The organism is Streptomyces coeruleorubidus, from assembly GCF_028885415.1.
GTDB classification, from domain to species: Bacteria; Actinomycetota; Actinomycetes; order Streptomycetales; family Streptomycetaceae; genus Streptomyces; species Streptomyces coeruleorubidus_A.
On record NZ_CP118527.1, the window covers coordinates 943,410 to 963,609 of the forward strand.

The window sequence follows — 20,200 nt, forward strand, 5'->3', positions numbered from 1 at the left end:
CGGTCAAGGGCGGGGGTGCCGACAACTCGGCACCCCCGCCGTTGGCACCTCAGGAGACGGACGTGAAGTAGAACTTGTTGGTGGTGCCCAGGCCCTTCTTGCACTCGTCGAGCGTCATCGTGCGGGCCGGTTCCGGAGCCGCGATCATGGGCGTCGGCGAGGCGGTTGAATCGACAGGTGCGGTGCGGGATGACTGGGCCGCCAGCCGCGCGTACGACGCCGCAGGCCCCACCGTCTCGTACGGCAACTGCGCGATCGGCTCCGCGTTCCGGGCAATGTCCCGCAGACGTTCCATGCCGCCCTCGCTCTGCAACTCCTCGAGCGATGGTGTGGCCGAGCCAATCGGCAGGCGATGTCAGCATCTGCGGAAGAGATACTCAACCGGCTCAGCACAAAGATCCCCGTCCGTATCAATTCGACCGCCGCTCTGGTTACGGTCATGGCCAAGGCGGCCGCGGCCATCGATCGACAGCGCGCACGGAAGCAGGACGAGGAGGAATCGAGTTCCGCAAGCCCGAAGCGTCTTCGCGCGAGCTACCACCCTCGCCCGTCACAGACGGGGCAGAGGGCTGGCCGAACACTGGCAAGGACTGAAGTATTGCCAGGCCATGGCCACCGACCCCAGCGGCCACCTGGCCCTCACCGACGACGGCCAGAGCCCGGAACTCTCCTACGGAGCCAGGCAGGCACGGGAATTGGGGCGAGCCTTCGGACTCGCCGTCGCCGAACGGACCGCGCGGAACCGCTTCCCGGACCACATGGTCTCCACCCTGGACGCGGAAGCCATACTCCTGGCGGGCTTCGCACGCTCCGGCCCTCGACCGTCCCTGGGCACCCGGCCACGACCCGACTTCTTCATCGAAGCATGGCGCCCGGGCGAGCGGTCTCGCGTCTTCGTAGTGACGGTCAACGGCAACCATCAGAGGGCCACCAAGCGCACCGCCAAAGCTGATCGCTCAGCATTCAAGCAGCTGGCCAGGGCCAGCGAGCGCGCCGAGCACTTCCACCTTGCCGAGTGGAACACCACGCCGTGCCTCTTGACGCCCCCGAACTACTCACGGTGGACGGAATCACCGTCAACGCTCTGCAAGCGCCGGGCGAAGGACTGCTGCCCGCGAGGCCGGCCATCGGGCGCGGCAGCGCGGACGCAGTGCTGTCGGAACGGAACCCCCCGTACGCCGGCGCGGTGAAGGTACCTGCCGACAGCCACAGAGAACGGATCCAGCACGGGTTCCTCATCCCCTGAAAAGGGGCGGGGGAAGACCGCGCGCAGGGCGGCCTCGTCCACGCCACCGCCGTAGGCGGATGCCACTGACCGGCACCGCCCGGCTCTGGGAGCCCCGCCGCCTGCGGCTTCGGCTGTTCTCCACCGCCGCCCAGCTCGTCACCACGGGCGCCGCCGCTTGCTCGGACGCCTGTGAGCGCTAGCTCGCGCCGCGGTCTCAGGCCGTGCGGGCCGCGAAGAAATCGCGGTTCGCCGCGATGGAGTCCTGTGACGCCTCCGGGACGTCCTCTTCGGGGTAGATCGCCTCCACCGGGCAGACCGGTTCACAGGCGCTGCAGTCGATGCACGCGGTGGGGTCGATGTAGAGCTGGGCGTGCTCCCGGAAGGACGCCTCCTGCGGTCCGGGGTGGATCGCATCAGCGGGACATGCCTCCCAGCAGGCGGCGTCCTTGCTGTCTGCACAGGCTTCAGTGATCACGTAAGTCATGGGAACCTCCGCTGCGAAGATGGTCGGTTCGGTCCGGCCGACTCAGCCGGCCTCGGCGAGTTCCGGCCCGTCGTGGACGTCCGGTTCGGTGAGCCCCATGAGGGCGGACAGGTTCTTGGGGGTGAAGAACTCCGCCCAGGGGACGGTGTTCTGGATGACTCCGAAGAACCGGTCTATGGCGTCCTGGTTGCCCCGCATCGCGGCGAGCACGTCCTGGAACGCCGGGTCGAAGGGCTCCATCGCCGCGTGGTCGACGATGAAGTCGTAGAGGGGCTTCAACGCCTCGTTGCGCTTGTACTCGTACGTACTCAACGCCGTTTCCAGGGGCATCCTCCCGGAGAATCCGGCATCGAGGGCCTGGGCCAGGAGTTCGGCGTCCCGGAACGCGTCCGTGATGCCCTGGGCGGTGATCGGGTCCTTGTGGACACCGGCGTCACCGACCAGAGCCCAACCGGGGCCGAAGGGCTTGCGGAAGAAGTTGGGGCGGTTCCCCGCTCCCATGAACCGATGCGCGAGGCGCCCGGTTTCGAGGCGAGCTCCCAGCCCGGGCGCGATGTCGTTCACCGTCTTGAGGTAGTGGGCACGCACGTCGGTCTTGAAGTCGGCGAAGTCGCGCTCGGGCCGCTCGACGAACACGGCGGCCTGGTCGTCATGCGTCGGGAAGGCGATGACGGTGCTGCCGGGGCGGGTGTAGAACTCCAGGCCCATGAGTTCCACGTCGTCCCAGTAGGTGTAGTAGCCGAAGGCCTTGGGCGGCACGACGTGGTACTCGGGGGCCTCGACGGTCCGGGCGACGATCGACCGCATGCCGTCCGCGCCGATGACCATCCGGGCCTGCTCGGTGATGGAGATGCCACTGGCCCCTCGTCCGCGCACCCCTACGACTTTGCCGTCCTCGGTGAGCACCTCCTGCACGGTGAAACCCTCGCGGACCACGGCGCCGGCCGCCGCGGCGGCGTCCACCAGGATCTTGTCGAGGATGGTGCGCTTGGGGGCGTAGATGGCGGCGAATCCGTCGTCGTCCGGGTAGGGGAAACCCTCCAGGGTGAAGTGACCGTACCTGTCGAGGCAGAGATCGAGGACGATGTTCGTCACGGCCGGGCACCGCGAGGCCTCTACCTGGCCGAGCAGCCCCCAGCGCCTGAGCTGGGCGCTGCCCTCGACAGTGATCATGTGGGTGGAGACGGTGTCACTGGGGAAGGTGGCCCGGTCCAGCAGGAGTACGCGGTGCCCCTTCCTGGCGAGCAGCATGGCAGTGGGTGCGCCGGACACGCGGGCACCGATCACGATGGCGTCGTACACGGCCGATTCCCTTTCTTCGTACCTCTTCTTCGTACTTCTTCTGGGCGTGCGCAAATCGTTCAGCAAGGTCGCCCGACCGGTCGCTCAGGCCGCGAAGCGGTCTTCGGTGCGCCTGCGCCAGATCTCGTAGCGGGGTTCCACGCTGATCACGGGCAGGTCGCGGGCTGCTTCCTCGACGACGTCGGCCGCGTCATCGCTGCCGCTTTCGCAGAAGATCCGGCAGGCGAGGTCGGTGTGCGCGGCCGGGTTACCCGCGGTGCGGCGTCCCCACGCGGCGGTCGCCGCACCGCGGGCCAGTTGTGGCCGGTAGGCGGATGCGTGGGCGAGGAGCGCGCGCAGGGCGGCCTCGTCCACGCCACCGCCGTAGGCGGATGCGAGGCCTACGCCGCTCCACAGGTCCGCGTGCCTGTCGGGCTGGAATCCGGCGACGAGCCGGGTAACACGGTCGACCACCCCGCCGTTGGAGAACCACAGCGCGCGGCCCACTCCCTGGTCGAAGTACTGCCGGCCGTGCCGGGAGAGCCGCGTCGGTACGGCGTGCTGCTCGACGTAGCGCCGACGCTTGAAGAAGGCCTCGTGGAATCCGTAGCCGTCGGCCGTCACCCAGCCCAGCAGCGGGTCGAGTGCGGCCAGTTGGCTTTCCGGGGTTCGCCTCAGCCGGGCGTAGGCGAGGCCCACCCCGACGTAGACCGGGTAGACATGGCGAGCGCCGGGCCCGGCGGCGAAGGCCTCGAGCCGCCGCTTCCAGGGCGCGGTGGCGTCCAGTGCTGCCAGCCCCATGCCCGCGCCTTCGTAGGCGAACCCTTTCAGCGATGGTTCGACCGCCTCCAGACGCGCTGCGAGAACAGGCATCCTGGGGTCCTCGAGTGCCGCGTGGTAGCCCTCCATGAGAGAGGTCGCCACCGGTGCGAACCGCTCCCATGCCTCCGGGGCGAACCCGGGCCGGGAGAACACCGCTTTGGCGGACGGGATTCCGAACAGCCGCCTGCGGACCGCTCCGACAGTGGTCATGTGCCGAGCCCCTTCACTCCCGCGACCGGGACCGAGGTGCTGAGCCAGGCGGCCCGGATCTCCTGGCGCCACCGCGCGTAGGCGGGTTCCGGGTCCGATCGGTCGCCGGTGCCCGCTCGGCCCAGGCGCCGGCCGGCCTCGTGGGCGAGGGCGGCGACCTCCGCCCCTCCCCTCCCCCACACGACCTCGCACGCCAGGTCGGTGTGCGGGGCCAGCTGGCCGGACTGTTCACGGAAGATCGATGCGACCGCGGTGCCCGTGGCGAGGTCGGCTCCGTGGCCGCCTGCCGCCTTCAGGAGGGTGACGACGGCGTTGCGGTCCATGACGCCCGCGGCGTATGCGCAGGCCAGGCCGATGCCGCTCCAGATGTCCCCTTGCCGCCGGGAAGGGAAGGAGTTCACCGTGTCGATGATCCGCTCGACATTGGCGCCGGTGGAGAACCACAGGCTGCGCCCCAGGCCCTGGTCGAAGGCGCGGGCCGCGTATCCGTGGATCCGGCGCGGGGGCCGGTGCCGCTCGACCGTGTCACGCCAGGAGAAGAACCCCTCGTAGAAGCCGTAGCCGTCCATCACCAGCCAGCGCAGGAAGGGGTCCTGACGGGCGAGAAAGCGCTGCGGGCCGACGGGGACACGAGGCAGGACGAGTCCCGCACCGATGTAGACCAGGCACCGGTAGGGCGCGCCGGGGCCGTGGATGAAAGCGGGCAGCCGCTTTTTGTACGGGGCGAGGCTGTCCAGCAGCATCAGCCCCATGCCGGCGCCCTCGTAGGCGATCCCCCGCAGTTCGGGCGGAGTCGCGTTCAGCCGTGGGACCAGGTCCTCGTGGCGTGGGTGGTTCAGCGTCATGTAGAAGCTGTCCACCAGGGTGCGGGCGACCGGCTCGAACATGAGCCAGGTCTTGTCCATGTCCTCCTGGGCGCCGAATCGTTCAGCCGCCATTTTGGGGAAGGACTCGGCGGACAGCGGGAAGATCGGCTTGAGCAGCGTGCCGAGGGGCAGGGTCATCGCGGACCTCCTCCCGCCTCGGCAAGGCTCGCGACAGCCCCTTCGGCGGCTCCGGGGACGGGAGCGGGCTGGGGGCGGAACCGGCCGTAGACGAGCTCGAACAGCGGGGTGGCCATGAGCGTGGTCGCGATGGCCATGAAGACCAGGATGGTGAACAGGGTCGGGGTGATCAGGCCGGCCTGGAGCCCGATGTTGAGCAGGATGAGCTCCATGAGGCCCCGCGCGTTCATCAGGCTTCCCAGCGCCAGGGCTTCCCGCTGCGGCTCCTTGTTGAGCCGGGCCGCGAACCAGCAGGCGACGCCCTTGCCCAGTACGGAGACCAGCAGGATGAGCAGCGCGACTCCCCACAGCGTGACGCTGTTGACGAGGCCGATCTCGGTGTTCAGGCCGGAGAACACGAAGAAGAGCGGCAGCAGCAGATGGGTGGTGAGCGGCTCGAAGGCGCGGCGTATGCGCTCGGCGAAGACACCGCGGGGCATCGCCGCGCCGAGGATGAAGGCGCCGAACACCGCGTAGATACCGACATAGTCGGTGAACCAGGCCGCCAGCATGAGCAGCATCAGCACCAGCGCCATGAGCGGCGAGCTCACGCCGCCCTCCCGCTCGGCCTTGGTGCCCAGTCGGCTCAGCAGCCGCTTGCCCACGGTCAGCACGAAAGCGGCGTAGACGACGCCACCGCCGATGGCCAGGAAGGCGATCTGTGTGTCGTTCTTGAACACGGCGAGGACGACCGCGAGCAGGCACCAGGAGATCGCGTCGTCCGTGGCTCCGGCCGCCAGTGCGAGGGTGCCCAGCGAAGTCCCCGTCAGCCGACGCTCGAAGATGATGCGGGCGAGCATCGGGAAGGCGGTGATGGCGATGGCCGATCCCATGAACAGCATGGCCTGCCAGGTCTCGACGCCCTCGGTGAAGAACTTGCCTTCCTGTCGCACGAGCAGCGCCGCGGTCAGGGCGCCCAGCGCGAGCGGCGCGAAGATCCCGGACAGGGAGATCGACACGGCGCTGGGGATTCGGTGACGGATCAGCCCGGTGTCGAACTCCAGGCCGACCAGGAACATGTACAGCACCAGTCCGACCTGGGCGACCACGTAGATCATGGTCATGGACGGGCCGGTGGGGAACAGCTTCTCCTGCCAGTGCGGAACCAGCAGCCCCAGCAGGGACGGCCCCAGCAGGACGCCGGCGATCATCTCGCCCACGACCTGCGGCTGCCCCATCCTCCGGACGAGCAGGCCGACCAGGCGGCAGGCCGCGAGGATGGCGGTCAGCTGCAGGAAGAAGAGAATGGCGATTTCCGAGTTGGACACGTTGCCCCCGAGGTCTCGGATGGTGGATGTGACTCAGGCGAACTGCCGGCGAATGCGTCGGCGCCAGATCTCATAGGCCGGTTCGACGTCGTCGGTGGGGAGGTCGACCAGGGCCGCGGCGGCGATCTCCGCGGCCTTGCCGCTGTCGATTTTGCAGATCACCCGACAGGCGACCTCGTTGTGCTCGGCCGGATTGCCCACCTGGTGCCGGGCTCTGGCCGCGACGATCACGCCTTCGGCGAGCCGGCTCCGGCAGCCGTCCGCACGATTCCGCAGCGCCTCGACCGTCGGTTCGTCGACCCCGCCCGTGTACCCGCAGGCCAGACCGACACCGGCCCACAGATCGCCCCGGCGTGACTCGGGGAACGCCTCGATGGTTGCCGCGACCCGCTCGACGTCCGCGCCCGTGGCGAACCAGATGCTGCGTCCGAGTCCGTGGTCGAAGGCGCTCAGTCCGTAGCCACTGAGATGTCTCGGCGTGGCACGCTCCTGCACATGGCGGCGGTAGGCGAAGAAGCCCTCGTGGAAGCCGTATCCGTCGAGGACGGCCCAGTTGAACACGTCGTCCCGCAGGCGCCGGCGGAACGGTTCCGGGTTGCGGCGCAACCGTGCGAGACCCATGCCCGCGCCGAGGTAGACCGCGAAGATGTACTCGCTCGCCGCCCGGTCGACGAAGCGGCGGGTGCGCTGTTTCCACGGCAGCAGCTGGTCCAGCGCCGCGAGCCCGACCCCCGCTCCCTCGTAGGCGAACCCCCGCAACTCCTCGGGGTACGCGTCCAGCTTGGGCACCAGGGCCGCCTCTCGGCGGTTGAGGAGCGTGAGCTCGCAGCACTCCGTGACGGTGAACACGACCGTGCTGAGCCGCTCCGCGCCGGCACCCGTGCCCACCGAGGCGGGGAAGTCCGACGGGGCGACCTCGAACAGCGGCCTCATCACAGCACCCAGCACGCTCATGCCGTGTCCCCATTCGTCGAGGGAGTGACGGCGAGGCTGGTCTCCAGTCGCCGCTGAAGCGTGTCGTACGCGGGCGCGGACCGGGTGTCGGGCAGATCCTCGAAGGCCCGGTCGACGAGTCGGGCGGCATCCTGGGCGCAGACGCCGCACAGCACCTCACAGGCCAGCTCGGTGTCGGGTATCAGGTTGCCGGCGCGCAGGCGGCCCTTGGCCACGAACGCCGTTCCCACGGACATACGCGACGTGTGCCGCCCGGCGGCCACGCGCAGCGCCTCGACGGTGGGCCTGCCGACCCCGCCGACATACCCGCAGGCCACGCCGATGCCCAGCCACAGATCGGCGTGCCGGTGCGCCGGGAACGCGGCGATGGTCGAAGCGATCCGGTCGACGTCGGCGCCGGAGGTGAACCAGATGCTCCGCCCCACTCCCTGGTCGAAGACGCGCCGGGCGAAGGGCGACAGATGTACGGGGACCTGTTGCCGTTCCACGAACCGGCGCTGCTTGAAGAAGCCTTCGTGGAAGCCGTAGCCGTCCATCACCAGCCAGCGCAGCGCGGGATCGGTCAGGCGGCGCATGAAGGGGTCCGGTTTGCGGCGCAACCTGGCCAGCGCCTCCCCCGCCCCGATGTGGACCATGTAGATGTGCGGGTTCCCGGGACCGTCCATATAGGCCTGGAGCCGGGATGCGCCCGGCAGGAAGCAGTCGAGACCGGTCAGTCCCATGGCGGCGCCTTCGTAGGCGTATCCGCGGAACTCCAGGGGGATCCGGTCCAGGCGGGGGACGAGGTCGTCGAAGCGGCTGCCGTCGAGGACCGCGTGATAGCCGCCGACGGCAGTGCGTACGACGGTCTCGAGGTGTTTCCAGGTCGGGGTGTCGCCGCGGCTGAAGGCGGTCGCCTCCGCGTCCGAGACGCCCATCACGGCGCGACGCAGTCTGCTAAGCGACAGTGTCATGGTTCATCGCTCCCGTCGGGTTCTCGGAGGCTTTCTCGGAGGCTTTCTCGGAGGGTTCCTGCTCCAGTTCGACGAGGAGTTGCTCGAGTTCGTCGGGCGGGATCTGCGCGAGCAGGGCGGCGAGTTCCTCCTCCTGGGGTCCCTCGCCCGGGGGGTCCGGGTGGGGGGTGGCCGGTCCGGCGAGGTCCTGTTCGCCGGGTTTCTCCAGGGCGAGGAGCGGCAGGATCCGGTGGGCGAGGCCGAGGACGGTCACGCCCTGGAGGAGGTCCAGGACCGAGACGTCGGCGCGCAGGGCGGCGTCGATGCGGTGCTTGATCTCGACGGCCATCAGGGAGTCGACGCCGAGGTTGCTGAGGTTCTCCTCGTGGCCGAACTCCGCCGGATCCAGCTTGAGCACCATCGCGACGATGTCGTGCAGGTGCTCCGCGAGCGCGTCCAGGCGGTGCGCCTCGGGCGTGCGGCACAGAGCGTCGAGCACGGCGCCGGCGTCGGCCACGTCGTCCTCGCCATGCAGGTCGGCCTGTTCCGTGCCGAGCTCGGCGAACAGCGGCGGGAGCTGTCCTCCCATCGAGGTCGCCCGGGCGGTCGCCCAGTCGGCGGTGATCGCCACCACGTGTGCCGGGCGCTGGCCGATGAGACGGCCGAGGATGCGCGCCCCGGCCTCGGGGGTGATCAGCTCGATGCCCCGTCGCGCGTACATCTGCTCCAGGTTGAGCTGCTCCACCATGCCGACCGACCAGGGCCCCCAGCCAATGCTCAGGGCGGGCAGACCGAGGGACCGGCGATGGTGGGCCAGCGCGTCGAGGAAGGCGTTCGCGGACGCGTAGTTGGCCTGGCCTGCGGATGCGATGACCGATCCGACCGAGCCGAACAGGACGAAGAAGTCCAGTGGGGTGTCGGCGAACAGACGGTGCAGCAGCCAGCCGCCGCCGACCTTGGGGCGCATGACCCGCTGGAAGGTGTCCCGGCTCATCCGGAGCATCAGCTCGTCCTCGACGACCCCGGCGGCGTGGACGACACCCCCGACCGGGGGCCGCTGAAGCCGCTGGTGTTCGGCGAACCAGGCGTGCAGCTGAGCCTCGTCGGCGGAGTCGACCGCGGCGTAGTGGACATACACGCCGCGGCGTTCCAGGCGGAGCAGCTCGTCGACCAGTTCGCGCCGCGGGTGCTGAGCGGGCAGGTCGTGCCAGGCGTCGCGCGGGGGCAGGGAGGTCCGCCCCATCAGGACGAGGTGGCGGGCCCCGCGCTCGGCCAGGAACCGGGCGACCAGGCGACCGAGGGCTCCCGCACCGCCCGTGACCAGGTAGGTCGCGTCGTCGCGCAGGGTCGTCGGGAAGGCCGGGGTGAGGTGCTCGCCGGCCCGTGCCAGGCGTGCGACGTACCGCTGCACGCCCCGGAACGCGACCTGATCCTCGCCGCTGGGTGCGCTGACCTCCTCGACGAAACGGCGCGCCTGCTCCGTTTCCGGCCCGGCATCGAGGTCGACGATGCCGCCCCACATCCCGGCGAACTCCTGGTGGCCGATGACACGGCCGATGCCCCACATCGGGGATTGCGGCAGGGCGAGGGGCCGGGGGCTGTCTCCGACCGCCTGTGCCGTGCGGGTGACCAGCCATACGCGCGGCAGCCGCTGGGTGACCTCGGCGGAGAGCGCCTGCATCAGGTGCAGGACCGAGAGCACGCCGAGGTCCTGGGCGTCCCGCAGCGCCGTGACCGGGATGTCCTCGCCGAAGGGCAGATCGAGGCTCCACAGGTGCAGGACCCTGCCGATCTCGGTCTGTTGGGCGATCTTCCGCAGCAGCCGCTTGTAGTGCTCGGCGTCGGTGGGGTCGATCACATAGCCACCGGCCGGGGTTTCGACGGGGTCAGGGACCTCGCCGGGGGCCACGGTGACGACGCGGCGTCCGGCCTCCGTGAGGCACCGGGCCACCTCGGAGCCCACCCCGGTCGCGTCCGTGAAGAGCACCCAGGTGCTCGCCTCGTCGTCGTCCCGCGCGCTTGCGCCGTCGGCTTCCGGCTCCGCGGCGTCCTCGCGCGACGACTCACGCCACTGGACTTCGTAGAGGCCCTGGTCGATACGTTCGGGGGTGAGACTGGCCACGGCGTCGAGGGACTGTGCTCGGAAGCCGCGGATGTCGACGAGAACCCTTCCCTGGTCGTCGCAGAGGGCGATGTCGCTGACGATGACGCGTGCGTCGGCGCTGGTGACCTCGGCCACCACATACATCTCGTCGGCGGGGCGCCCGAGAACGGTGACGCTGTCGACGCCCACGGGCAGGTAGGGACTGGCCGGGAGCGTCGCGTCCATCACTCCTGGCGCGGCGGAGGTGAGCAGGACCTGGAACGCCGCGTCGATCAGGCTGGGATGGAACCGGTACGTCCCCAGCTCGTCGCGGACGCAGGCGGGGACGGTCACCCGTCCGACGGCCCCCCGCGGGCCGGTGACGATCTCCTCCACCGCTTGGAACGCCGGCCCGTACTCGAAGCCCATCTGCTGGACGAGGCCGTCGAAGTCCGCGCGCGACACGTGCTTCTCACAGGCGCCGCGTGCGCCGGCGAGGTCTCGCGCGGTGCGGACGGGCGGGCGCCGGCTGAGCCGGGCTGTCGCGTGCAGCGTCCAGGTGCGGTCGCCGCCGGGTGTGGCCGCGAAGCCGGCGACCTCGACCCGGCCCGACTCCGGGTAGAGGGTGGTGCGCACCCGCGGGTCGGCCGTGTCGGGGAGCACGAGAGCCTTGCGCAGCTCCAGGTTCTCGAGGGCGTGGTCCCCCTCGCCGTACACCTCGACCGCCGCCGCCAGGGCCAGTTCGATGAACGCGGCGCCGGGAAGCACGGTGTTTCCCTGGACGCGGTGGTCGGCCAGGTAGCGCAGGAGCCGTGGGTTGAGCTCCCGCTCCCAGGTGGGATGGACGGCGTTCATCCGCTGTCCCAGCAGTGGGTGGACCTCCGTGTAGTGGCGGTCTTCCCGGGCCTCCGCCGATTCGTTCCAGTATCTCTTCAACTGCCATGGGTAGGGCGGCAGTCGAAGCAGGCGGGCGTCGTCGCCGTAGAACGCCTCCCACTGGATCTCGTGGCCATGGCTGTAGAGGGTGCCGAGGGAACCGAGGAGCACCACGTCGTCGGATTCGTCGCGGCGCAGGGACGCAACGACCAGCCCGTCCTGCTGCTGCTCCGCCAGCAGTTCCCTCATGGAGCCGGCCAGCACGGGGTGGGGGCCGAGTTCGACGAAGTGGGTGTATCCGTCGGCCACCATCTGACGGAAGGCGGCCGCGAACAGGACTGTCGCACGAACGTTCTGCCACCAGTAGTGAGCGTCCGCGCCTCGGCCGTCGATGCGCGTGCCGGTCACGGTCGAGTACAGGGGAAGGGCGGCGGAGGACGGGCGGAGGTCGGCGAGCCCCTTCTCCAGGTCTGCGCGCAACGGGTCCATGTAGTGGCTGTGGTACGACACCTTGACGGTCAGGAACCGGTGGAAGACCCCGAAGGTTTCCAGCTGCGCCGCCATGTCCTCGAGGATCGCCGCATCGCCGGCCAGCGTGACCGCGGTCGGGCTGTTGACCGCCGCGACCGAGACCAGGGGCCCCGCGTCCGCGACGGCCTGGTTCAGGGTCTCGGGGGTCATGCCCACCGCGAGCATCCGGCCGTTTCCCGTGGCCCTCTGCTGGAGGCTGCTGCGGTAGTAGTTCACCTTGATGGCGTCCTCGAAGCCGAGAACGCCCGCCAGGTACTGCGCGGCGACCTCCCCGGTGCTGTGCCCGACGATCCCGTCGGGTTCGATTCCCCAGGAACGCCACAGCTCCGCCAGGCCCAGCTGGACCGCGAGGTTTGCCGGTTGCGCGACCTCGGTCTCGGCCATGCGGGACTGCTCCTCAGGGGCGAGGAGTTCGTCGAGCAGTGACCAGCTGGTGTACTTGCCGAGCTCCCTGTCGCATCGTTCGACGACGGCCCGGAAGACGGGCTCGCCGTCCAGCAGCTGCCGGGCCATGGCCCACCACTGCGGGCCCATCCCGGAACAGACGAAGGCCAGCTTCGGCGGTTTCCCGGCCTGGACGCGACCGGATGCCACACCCTTGGCTTCGCGGCCCGCGCTGAAGGCGCCGAGCTTCTCGGCGGCCTCGGCCGCGCTCGCCGCGACGACCGCGAGCCGGTGGTCGTGGTGAGTGCGCCGCAGCGCGCGCGTATGGCCCACGTCCCGCAAGGCGTGCGGGCTGTCCGACAGCGTCTCCCCCAAGGCCGCCGCCATGTCCGACAGCGCCTCGGGGCTGCGGGCCGACAGCGGGACGAGGTACGGGCGGTCGTCGTCGGCGTGCGGCGCGACCGGCCGCTCGGCGGGAGGGCCCTGGAGGACCACATGGGCGTTCGTACCGCCGAAACCGAAGGAGTTGACCCCGGCGAGGCGTGGCCCGGGTACCTGCGGCCAGTCGCCCAGCTCCGTCTGGACGTGGAGCTGAAGGGCGTCGAACGGGATGGCCGGGTTGGGTTGGTGGTGATGCAGCTGCCCCGGGATGCGGCCGTGCTTGAGTGACAGTGCCGTCTTGATCAGGCCCGCCACTCCGGCCGCCGCCTCGAGGTGCCCGATGTTCGTCTTGACCGACCCGATGACGACACGGTCACGGGTGGGGCGTCCTTCGGAGAAGACCCGGCCGATGGCACCCGCCTCGACGGGGTCCCCGACGGGTGTTCCGGTGCCGTGTGCCTCGACGTACTGGACTGTGCGCGGCGCGACGCCGGCCTGCCGGCACGCCGCGCGCATGGCCGCCTCCTGGGCGTCACCGTTGGGGACGGTGATGCCGTTGCTGTGTCCGTCCTGGGACACGGCCGTCCCCCGGATCAGTGCGTAGACCGGGTCGCGGTCCGCCAGCGCTCGTGCCAGCGGCTTGAGGACCACGACGCCGGCGCCCTCGCCTCGCGCGTATCCGTCGGCGGACGCGTCGAACGCCTTGCAGCGGCCGTCGGGGGACAGGAATCCGCCCTTGGATTCGGCGATGGTCATGTTCGGCGCGATCATGACGTTCACGCCGCCCGCGAGGGCGAGGGAGCACTCGCCGTTCCACAGGCTCCGGGCCGCCAGGTGCACCGCCACCAGGGAGCCGGAGCACGCGGTGTCCACGGCAAGGCTCGGTCCCCGGAAGTCGAAGGAGTACGAGAGCCGGTTGGCCAGCATCGTCATCATCATTCCGGTGGCCGAGTGCGTCTGGAGCTCGTAGCGGCTGTGCACGCCGTAGTTCTGGAGCAGCTGGTAGTCCAGCGTGAAGCCGCCCATGAAGACGCCCGTGTCGCTGCCGGCGAGCTGGGCGGACACCTGGCCGCCGTCCTCCAGGGCCTCCCACGCGGCGTGGAGCAAAAGACGCTGCTGGGGATCCAGCCAGATCGCCTCGCGCGGGGAGATCCCGAAGAACTGGGCGTCGAACTCGTCGATCCGGTCGAGGAATCCGCCTCGCAGAGTGGCCATCTTGCCGAGCTTGGCGCCGTCCGGGTCGTGGAACTTGCCGGTTTCCCAGCGATCCGGGGGCACTTCACGGGTGGCGTCTACTCCGGCGCACAGGAGTTCCCAGAAGGCGGCGGGCGTCGTGGCTCCGCCTGGGAAGCGGCAACCGATCCCGATGATGGCGATGGGTTCCCGCGCCGGTTCGTCCGTCGGCCGGTCAGTCATGGCACCTTTCTCCTTCCTCGGTGCGAGCGGCCGCCGCCCCGAGCTCCCGGGAGAGTTCGGCCAGCAGCAGGTCCTGTGAGCTGTGCAGGAAGAAGTGAGAGCCCGGGAGCATGACGAGCCGGAACGGCCCGTCGGCCTGCGACCGCCACATGTCGAGATCACTGCGGCTGACGCGCACGTCCTGGTCACCGCCGAAGACCGACACGGGCATGGTCAAGGGGAGCTCGTCGCGGTACCGATAGGTGTCGCACAGTTCGAAGTCGGCCCGGAGCATGGGCAACAGAGCCCGCATCAGCTCCCCGTTGTCGAGCACCTCCGGGGGCGTGCCCTCCTTGCGCAGCACCGTTCTGAGTACTTCATCGGGCATGTGATGGATCCTGATGTTGGGGTTGGGCAGTTGGGGCGCCCGGAACGCGGCGAGGAGCAGCCGGGACGGCTGTGGTGCCCCCGCGCGACGCAGGCGCCGGGTGAGCTCGAACGCCACCAGCGCGCCCATGCTGTGGCCGAAGAACGCGTACGGCAGGTCCAGCCGCGGCAGGACGGCCTCGTACAGGGACTCGACCAGCGGATCCAGCTGCCGCAGGGCGGGTTCGGTCACCCGGGTCTCCCGGCCCGGCAGCTGGGCCGCCCACAGCTCGACGCCGGCGGGCAGCCCCTCGCTCCACGTGCGGAACACCGAACCGCCGCCCCCGGCATAGGGGAAGCAGAAGAGCCGGAGCCCGGGCGCGTCGGCGGCGGAGTACCGCACGAACCAGCTGTCCTCGTCCTGGGGGGCGTACGGCCGGCCGCGCAGTTGGCGCAGCAGGCGGGCGCGCTTGTCGTCGGGCAGGCGTGCCACGCGTTCGCGCAGGGCGCCGCCCTCGCCCGGCGCGGCGGTCACCGGGACTCCCCCGTGCCGACGGCCTCGTCGGCCGGACGGAGCCTGATCCACTGGTCACCGAGCGGTGTCGACTCCTGTTCGCGCAGATGGACCTCGACGAGGGACATCAGGGCCTCGTCGGCCCGCCAGCGCCGCGCCTGCTCCCGCTTGGCCGGGTTCCAGGGTTCGGCCTCGAACTCCTCCAGCACGGTCGCGACCAGTTGGCCCGACAGGCGCTCGATGAAACGGATGTTGGCCTCGAACTGCGTGGCCAGATCCGCGTCCGCGAGGCCCGCTGTCATACCGAGGTGGAGGCGGCTCATGAAGTCGAAGTCGTAGAAGCGCACGAAGGGTGCCTGGTCGCGTGGTTCGTCGTCGACCGCGCTCCATTCCCGGAAGAAGCGCTGGACCTCCTGGCTGGCGGTGCTGAAGCGGGCCAGACCGACGACCATGTCGGGCCGGTCGCCCAGGTGCCGCAGCACGTCGTGGAAGTACAGCAGCCCGGGAACGGCCCAGTACACGGCGGTGTCCCAGATCACCTTGGTGAGCATGACCCGCGCGTTGCCCATCAGCGCGTACTGCTTCTCGTAGATGCTGAGCCAGCCCTCGGCGATCAGCAGGAACACCTGGTTGTGGATCGCGGCGCGCTCCCCGGTGTCGTCGCCGTCGAGCGCGTGCGTGACCAGGTCGGTGATCAGGCTGTTGCTGATCGCGATCAGGTCCAGCCCCGGGGAGTACAGGGGGTCCAGGAAGACGCCGGCCTCCCCGGCGAGGCACCAGCGGTCCGCGGAGAAGACCTGCTCGCAGCTGTAGGCGTAGTCCTTCATGACGCGGAAGTCCTGCAGCTTGTCGCGGTGCCGGCGGACGATGCCGGCGCACTGCGGCTCGTGCCGGTCGAGCCATTCCAGAGCGCGCTCGAACCGGTTGAGCTGCTCGAACCCGTGGAGGTCCGGGTCGGTCACGATGCCCACGCTGGTGGATCCGGAGGCGAGCCTGATCAGCCAGACCCAGTAGCCCGGGCCCATCAGGTGGTTCGTGGACAGCTCCCGCCGTCCCTCCTCGATCCGCGCGTGCCAGTCGGGGTCGTCGGACCACTGATCGACGTCGATGGGGCAGCCGACGCGGAACCAGACGGCGTTGGCCCGGTGCCCGACCTTCTTGGCGAGGCCGAGCCGTCGCTTGAGCAGGGACGCCCGGCCGGTGGCGTCGACGACCCACTTCGCGTGGATCTGCCGGGTGGCGCCGTCGTCGGTGCGGACGTGGAGCCGGTGGTGTTCGGCGTCGGGTTGCAGGTCCACGCTCTCGACCTTCGTCCCGGGCAGGAACCGCACTCCGCGGGCGAGAAGTTCATGGCCCAGGGCGTTCTCCAGGCGGCCGCGGTCGAGCTGGTAGGTGCCCACCGCGCCGGGCGGGCGGACCGAGTGGCCGAGTTCCACACGGCGGGTGATGTCGTCGTTGCCGTCCTTGGAGAAGAACATCCGCAGTCCGTACTTGTTCAGCTGCTGGGACTGCAGGTGGTGTCCGAGCCCGAGGACCTCCCGCAGGTAGTAGCCGGCGATCTCCACGGTGGACTCCCCGACCTTGTGCGTCGCCTCCGGCACCGGGTGTCCCTGGCGCTCCAGCACCACGATCCGGGTGCCGGGGCGCTGCCCGAGCAGTTGCAGGGCCAGGGTCAGCCCGGCGGCGCCGCCACCGACGACGGCGACATCGACGAGGTCGTCGGGCGCCGTCCGCGCGGCGCCGCGGTCGTTCATCGCGCTGGTGTCGGTCATGGCGTCACCGCCGCGGGCCGGCTGCCGAGGGTGATCCAGGCGCTGTCGATGGGGTCGACCGGGTCGCGCTCCTTGTACCGTTCGACGGCTTCCCGCAGCAGTTCGTCGCGGCGCCACTCCTCTATCCGGGCCTTGGCCGCGTCATCGGCACCGCGCTGTTCGAGACGCTCGACGACGGTGCTGACCAACTGGCCCGCGATGTGCTCCAGCAGCTCGACATTGCGTCCGAACTGCTCCTCGAGCTCGTCGTCGTCGAGGCCCGCCGCCATGCCGTTGTGCAGGTCGACGATGAAGTCGAGCAGGCTGTACGGGTCCGCGAAGACGTCGGAGGCGGGCTCGTTGCTGACGAGGTGCCACTCCCTGAAGAACTGCTGGACCCGCGTGTGGAGCAGCCACGTGCGCTGGAGATTGGCGAACGCCGCGGGGCTGGCGCCGAGGCGGCGGAACTTGTCGTGGAAGAACAGCAGGCCGGGCACGGCCCAGTAGATGATCGTGTCCCAGATGACCTTCGCCACCATCACCTGCGGGTTGCCCATGACGGGGTACTGGCCCTCGTAGGCGACCAGCCAGATCTCGCTGAGCACCAGGTAGACCTGGTTGTGGGCCACGGCCCTCTCCCGCACGTCCTCGCCGCGGCTGTCCCGTGTGACGAGATCGGTGATGAGGCCGTTGCTGATCGCCATCAGGTCGCCGCCGGAGGAGTAGAGCGGGTCGATCGAGACCCCCGCCTCCCCGGTCAGGCACCACCGGTCCTCGGAGTACACCTGCGTACAGCCGTAGGCGTAGTCCTTCATCACCCGGAAGTCCTGGATCTTCTCCAGGTGCCGCCGCACCTCGGCCGCACACTGGGGCTCGTGCTCGGCGAGCCAGTCCAGGGTCCGCTGGAGGGTGTTGAACCCCTCGAAGGAGTGGGCCTCGTCCTCGGCGACGATGCCGACGCTCGTCGAGCCCGACGCGAGCGGGATGAGCCAGACCCAGTATCCGGGTCCCATCAGGTGGTTGGTGGACAGCCGGCGCAGGCCGCCGTCGACCCGGGCCCGCCACTGCTCGTCGTCGGACCACTGGTGCACGTCGATCTCGTGCTCGATGCGGAACCAGGAGGCGTTCGCCCGGTGCCCGACCGGCCTGGCCAGACCCAGCTTGCGCTTGAGCAGGCCGGCGCGTCCCGTAGCGTCGACGACCCACCGTGCCCGCAGCGCGTGCTCTTGCTCGTGTTCGCCGTCGAGGACGCGTACGACGTGGTCGTCGTCGCCGTCGGCGAGCTGCACGTCGCGGACCTTGCAGCGCTGGCGGAAGTCGACGCCGAGATCGGCGACCATGGTGCCGAGCGCGTTCTCCAGCCGGCCGCGGTCGAGCTGGTAGGAGGCCAGCGGAGCCTCGCTGATCTGGCCGTACTCGACACGCCGGGTGATGTCCTCGTTGCCCGCGTGGGTGAGGAACATCCGCAGGCCGAACTTGTGCAACTGGTCCCGCTCGAGGTGCTCTTCGAGGCCGAGGACGTCGCGCAGATAGTGTGCCTGGACCTCGACGCTGGACTCGCCGACCTTGTGGGCGGCCTCGGGCACCGGGTGCTGCCCCCGTTCGAGGACGGTGACCTGGAGACCGGGGTCGGTGCGCTTGAGTTGGAGGGCCAGGGTCAGTCCGGCGATGCCGCCGCCGAGGATCGCCACGTCGAAGCGCTCGGAGATGTCAGGCATAGCTCACCTCGCTGCTCTGCTGTTCCATGCTGTCCGCTCCGTTCGGTTCGTGACCTGCGCTGCTCTCCCCCGTGCGGGACGGGCGCAGGGCGATCCAGCCCTCACTGGTGGGGTTGTGCTGCCGCTCGCGCCGATGGGTGGCGATCAGGTCGGCGATGAGGGGATCCCGCTGCCAGGACTGGACCTGGGCGATGACGCGGTCGTCGTCGTACCGGTCGCCGTGGGCGTCGATGACCGCGGTGACCAGTTGCCCGGCCAGTTGGGCCAGGAGCCTGGCGTTGTCCGAGAAGCGCTCGGGGAACCTGTTGCCGGGCAGGTCGTCGGCCATGCCGGCGTGCAGCTTCACCATGAAGTTCAGCGGGGAGTACAGGTCGACGAACCTGGCCTCGAGAGGGGAGTCGTCGATGGCCGCCCACTCGCGGAAGAACGCCTGGACCCGGTTGCTGATGTCGGTGAGGCGTTCCAGGTCGGCGGCCACGGAGGGACTGCCGGCCACGATGCGGAACTTGTCCTGGAAGAAGAGCAGACCGAAGACCCCCCAGTAGAAGGCGGTGTCCCAGATGACCTTGGAGGACATCACGCGGGCGTTGCCCATCAGCGCGTACTGGTTCTCGTAGACGGCGAGCCACATGTCGGTGACACGCCTGAAGAGTGCGTCGTGCGCGGACGCCAGGGCCGATACGTCCTCGCCGTCCAGGGACCTGGTGACGAGGTCGGCCACCAGTGCGTTGCTGATGGCGATCAGATCCAGGCCCGGGGAGTAGAGCGGGTCGAGGAAGATCCCGGACTCGCCGGTGAGGCACCAGCGTGCGCTGCCGTCGTAGACCTGGTCGCAGCTGTAGGAGTAGTCCTTCATCACCCGGAAGTCCTGGATCTTGTCGCGGTGTTCCTCGACGGCCCGGGCGCACTGCGGTTCGTGCTCGGTGAGCCAGTCCAGGGCCCGTTCCAGGGTGTTGAAGTCCTCGAGCCGGTGCGCGTCGGCCTCCGTGACGATGCCGATACTGATGGATCCGGAGGCGAGCCGGATGAGCCAGACCCAGTAGCCCGGTCCCATCAGATGGTTGGTGGACAGTTCCCGCCGGCCCTCGCGGATCCGGGCGTGCCATGCCTCGTCGTCGCTCCAGGTTCCGAGGTCGATGGGGTGCCCGACCCTGAACCAGGCGGCGTTGGCCTTGTGGCCCACGTCCTTGCGGAGTCCGAACCGGCGCGGCAGGAGCCGGCCGCGTCCGGTGGCGTCGATCACCCAGCGGGCCCGGACGCTGTGTTCCTCGCTGTCCGTGAGCAACTGGACCTCGTGGTGGGCCCCGTCGAGTGAGAACGCGACGTCGACGACCTTGCTGCCCGGGAGGAACTCGACGCCCTCCCGGGAACAGGCCGCGCCGAGTTCGTTCTCCAGGCGTCCTCGGTCGAGTTGATAGGTGGCCAGCGGAGGGAAGACCGAACTGCCGAGTTCCACGCGCTCGGCGATGTCGGCGTTGTCCTCGCTGCTGAAGAACATGCGCAGACCGAACTTGCGGATCTGCTGTGTCTGAAGGTGTTCGCCGAGTCCGAGGATGTCCCGCAGGTAGTGGGCGGCGATCTCCACGGTCGATTCGCCGACCTTGTGTGTGGCCTCGGGCACGGGGTGCCGCTGCCTCTCGGCGACCAGCACCCGGATGCCCGGCCGCTCCCGGCGAAGGTGGAGCGCCAGGGTGAGGCCGGCGGCCCCGCCTCCCAGAATCACGGCGTCGTAGTGGTCGGGCCTGGTGGTGCCGCCGGCGACACGCGTCCGGAGCTTCTGAGCGAGCAGGGCCCGCTTCTCCGCAGACAGGTCGGATATGCGATGTCGTGCTGGTTGGGTCATGCATCCCCCTTCATCCCAAATGACTATCGGTGGCGGGATTACGGAGGACTTACTTCATGTGCAAGCTGAGGGCTTTGATCCCCTTCACCCATGGGCGATCTGGCGGCCCCGGACGGCGGGGGGCGTGTCCTCGGCG

At 69.7% G+C, this 20,200-nt stretch carries 14 protein-coding genes; 1 reads left to right on the top strand and 13 read right to left on the bottom strand.

Going from position 1 to position 20,200, the window contains the following annotated elements; genetic code table 11:
• Positions 1-49: 49 nt before the first annotated feature.
• Positions 50-295, bottom strand: coding sequence for a hypothetical protein (locus PV963_RS04475; RefSeq protein ID WP_274814239.1), 246 nt, complete (start codon positions 293-295; stop codon positions 50-52).
• 1,010 nt (positions 296-1,305) lie between these two features.
• On the opposite strand from PV963_RS04475, the gene PV963_RS04480 reads away from it, so the two are divergent.
• Positions 1,306-1,428 (top strand): hypothetical protein, encoded by a 123-nt coding sequence (locus tag PV963_RS04480; protein ID WP_274822302.1) that lies wholly within the window; start codon positions 1,306-1,308, stop codon positions 1,426-1,428.
• A 14-nt stretch (positions 1,429-1,442) separates the two neighbouring features.
• On the opposite strand, the gene PV963_RS04485 is transcribed toward PV963_RS04480, so the two are convergent.
• The 12 genes from PV963_RS04485 to PV963_RS04540 form a co-directional block, all read right to left on the bottom strand.
• Positions 1,443-1,712, bottom strand: coding sequence for a 4Fe-4S dicluster domain-containing protein (locus tag PV963_RS04485; RefSeq protein WP_274814240.1), 270 nt, complete (start codon positions 1,710-1,712; stop codon positions 1,443-1,445).
• A gap of 42 nt (positions 1,713-1,754) precedes the next feature.
• Positions 1,755-3,014 carry an NAD(P)/FAD-dependent oxidoreductase gene (locus PV963_RS04490; protein ID WP_274814241.1) on the bottom strand — a complete coding sequence of 420 codons (1,260 nt, stop codon included), beginning with the start codon at positions 3,012-3,014 and terminating at the stop codon, positions 1,755-1,757.
• An 84-nt stretch (positions 3,015-3,098) separates the two neighbouring features.
• Positions 3,099-4,025 (bottom strand): DUF1702 family protein, encoded by a 927-nt coding sequence (locus tag PV963_RS04495; RefSeq protein WP_274814242.1) that lies wholly within the window; start codon positions 4,023-4,025, stop codon positions 3,099-3,101.
• Positions 4,022-5,029, bottom strand: coding sequence for a DUF1702 family protein (locus PV963_RS04500; RefSeq protein WP_274814243.1), 1,008 nt, complete (start codon positions 5,027-5,029; stop codon positions 4,022-4,024). Before PV963_RS04500 ends, PV963_RS04495 begins: the two co-directional genes overlap by 4 nt.
• Positions 5,026-6,336: a cation:proton antiporter gene (locus PV963_RS04505; protein WP_274814244.1), complete on the bottom strand. Its 1,311-nt coding sequence runs from the start codon at positions 6,334-6,336 to the stop codon at positions 5,026-5,028. Before PV963_RS04505 ends, PV963_RS04500 begins: the two co-directional genes overlap by 4 nt.
• Positions 6,337-6,369: 33 nt before the next feature.
• Positions 6,370-7,290 (bottom strand): DUF1702 family protein, encoded by a 921-nt coding sequence (locus tag PV963_RS04510; RefSeq protein WP_274814245.1) that lies wholly within the window; start codon positions 7,288-7,290, stop codon positions 6,370-6,372.
• Complete coding sequence (locus PV963_RS04515) at positions 7,287-8,243, bottom strand: DUF1702 family protein (protein ID WP_274814246.1); 957 nt, start codon at positions 8,241-8,243, stop codon at positions 7,287-7,289. Before PV963_RS04515 ends, PV963_RS04510 begins: the two co-directional genes overlap by 4 nt.
• Complete coding sequence (locus tag PV963_RS04520; RefSeq protein WP_274814247.1) at positions 8,227-13,893, bottom strand: type I polyketide synthase; 5,667 nt, start codon at positions 13,891-13,893, stop codon at positions 8,227-8,229. The genes PV963_RS04515 and PV963_RS04520 overlap by 17 nt, the downstream gene beginning before the upstream one ends.
• Positions 13,886-14,773 (bottom strand): thioesterase II family protein, encoded by an 888-nt coding sequence (locus tag PV963_RS04525; protein ID WP_274814248.1) that lies wholly within the window; start codon positions 14,771-14,773, stop codon positions 13,886-13,888. Before PV963_RS04525 ends, PV963_RS04520 begins: the two co-directional genes overlap by 8 nt.
• Positions 14,770-16,524 carry an NAD(P)/FAD-dependent oxidoreductase gene (locus PV963_RS04530; RefSeq protein WP_274814249.1) on the bottom strand — a complete coding sequence of 585 codons (1,755 nt, stop codon included), beginning with the start codon at positions 16,522-16,524 and terminating at the stop codon, positions 14,770-14,772. The genes PV963_RS04525 and PV963_RS04530 overlap by 4 nt, the downstream gene beginning before the upstream one ends.
• Positions 16,521-18,221: an NAD(P)/FAD-dependent oxidoreductase gene (locus PV963_RS04535; RefSeq protein WP_274814250.1), complete on the bottom strand. Its 1,701-nt coding sequence runs from the start codon at positions 18,219-18,221 to the stop codon at positions 16,521-16,523. The genes PV963_RS04530 and PV963_RS04535 overlap by 4 nt, the downstream gene beginning before the upstream one ends.
• Positions 18,214-20,064 carry an NAD(P)/FAD-dependent oxidoreductase gene (locus PV963_RS04540; protein WP_274814251.1) on the bottom strand — a complete coding sequence of 617 codons (1,851 nt, stop codon included), beginning with the start codon at positions 20,062-20,064 and terminating at the stop codon, positions 18,214-18,216. The genes PV963_RS04535 and PV963_RS04540 overlap by 8 nt, the downstream gene beginning before the upstream one ends.
• Positions 20,065-20,200: the final 136 nt, after the last annotated feature.

Excerpts from the sequence above, each read along its gene's own strand:
- PV963_RS04475 (WP_274814239.1), bottom strand. The coding sequence starts at position 295 with ATGGAACGTCTGCGGGACATTGCCCGGAACGCGGAGCCGATCGCGCAG.
- PV963_RS04480 (WP_274822302.1), top strand. The coding sequence starts at position 1,306 with ATGCCACTGACCGGCACCGCCCGGCTCTGGGAGCCCCGCCGCCTGCGG.
- PV963_RS04485 (WP_274814240.1), bottom strand. The coding sequence starts at position 1,712 with ATGACTTACGTGATCACTGAAGCCTGTGCAGACAGCAAGGACGCCGCC.
- PV963_RS04495 (WP_274814242.1), bottom strand. The coding sequence starts at position 4,025 with ATGACCACTGTCGGAGCGGTCCGCAGGCGGCTGTTCGGAATCCCGTCC.
- PV963_RS04500 (WP_274814243.1), bottom strand. The coding sequence starts at position 5,029 with ATGACCCTGCCCCTCGGCACGCTGCTCAAGCCGATCTTCCCGCTGTCC.
- PV963_RS04510 (WP_274814245.1), bottom strand. The coding sequence starts at position 7,290 with ATGAGCGTGCTGGGTGCTGTGATGAGGCCGCTGTTCGAGGTCGCCCCG.
- PV963_RS04515 (WP_274814246.1), bottom strand. The coding sequence starts at position 8,243 with ATGACACTGTCGCTTAGCAGACTGCGTCGCGCCGTGATGGGCGTCTCG.
- PV963_RS04520 (WP_274814247.1), bottom strand. The coding sequence starts at position 13,893 with ATGACTGACCGGCCGACGGACGAACCGGCGCGGGAACCCATCGCCATC.
- PV963_RS04530 (WP_274814249.1), bottom strand. The coding sequence starts at position 16,524 with ATGACCGACACCAGCGCGATGAACGACCGCGGCGCCGCGCGGACGGCG.
- PV963_RS04535 (WP_274814250.1), bottom strand. The coding sequence starts at position 18,221 with ATGCCTGACATCTCCGAGCGCTTCGACGTGGCGATCCTCGGCGGCGGC.
- PV963_RS04540 (WP_274814251.1), bottom strand. The coding sequence starts at position 20,064 with ATGACCCAACCAGCACGACATCGCATATCCGACCTGTCTGCGGAGAAG.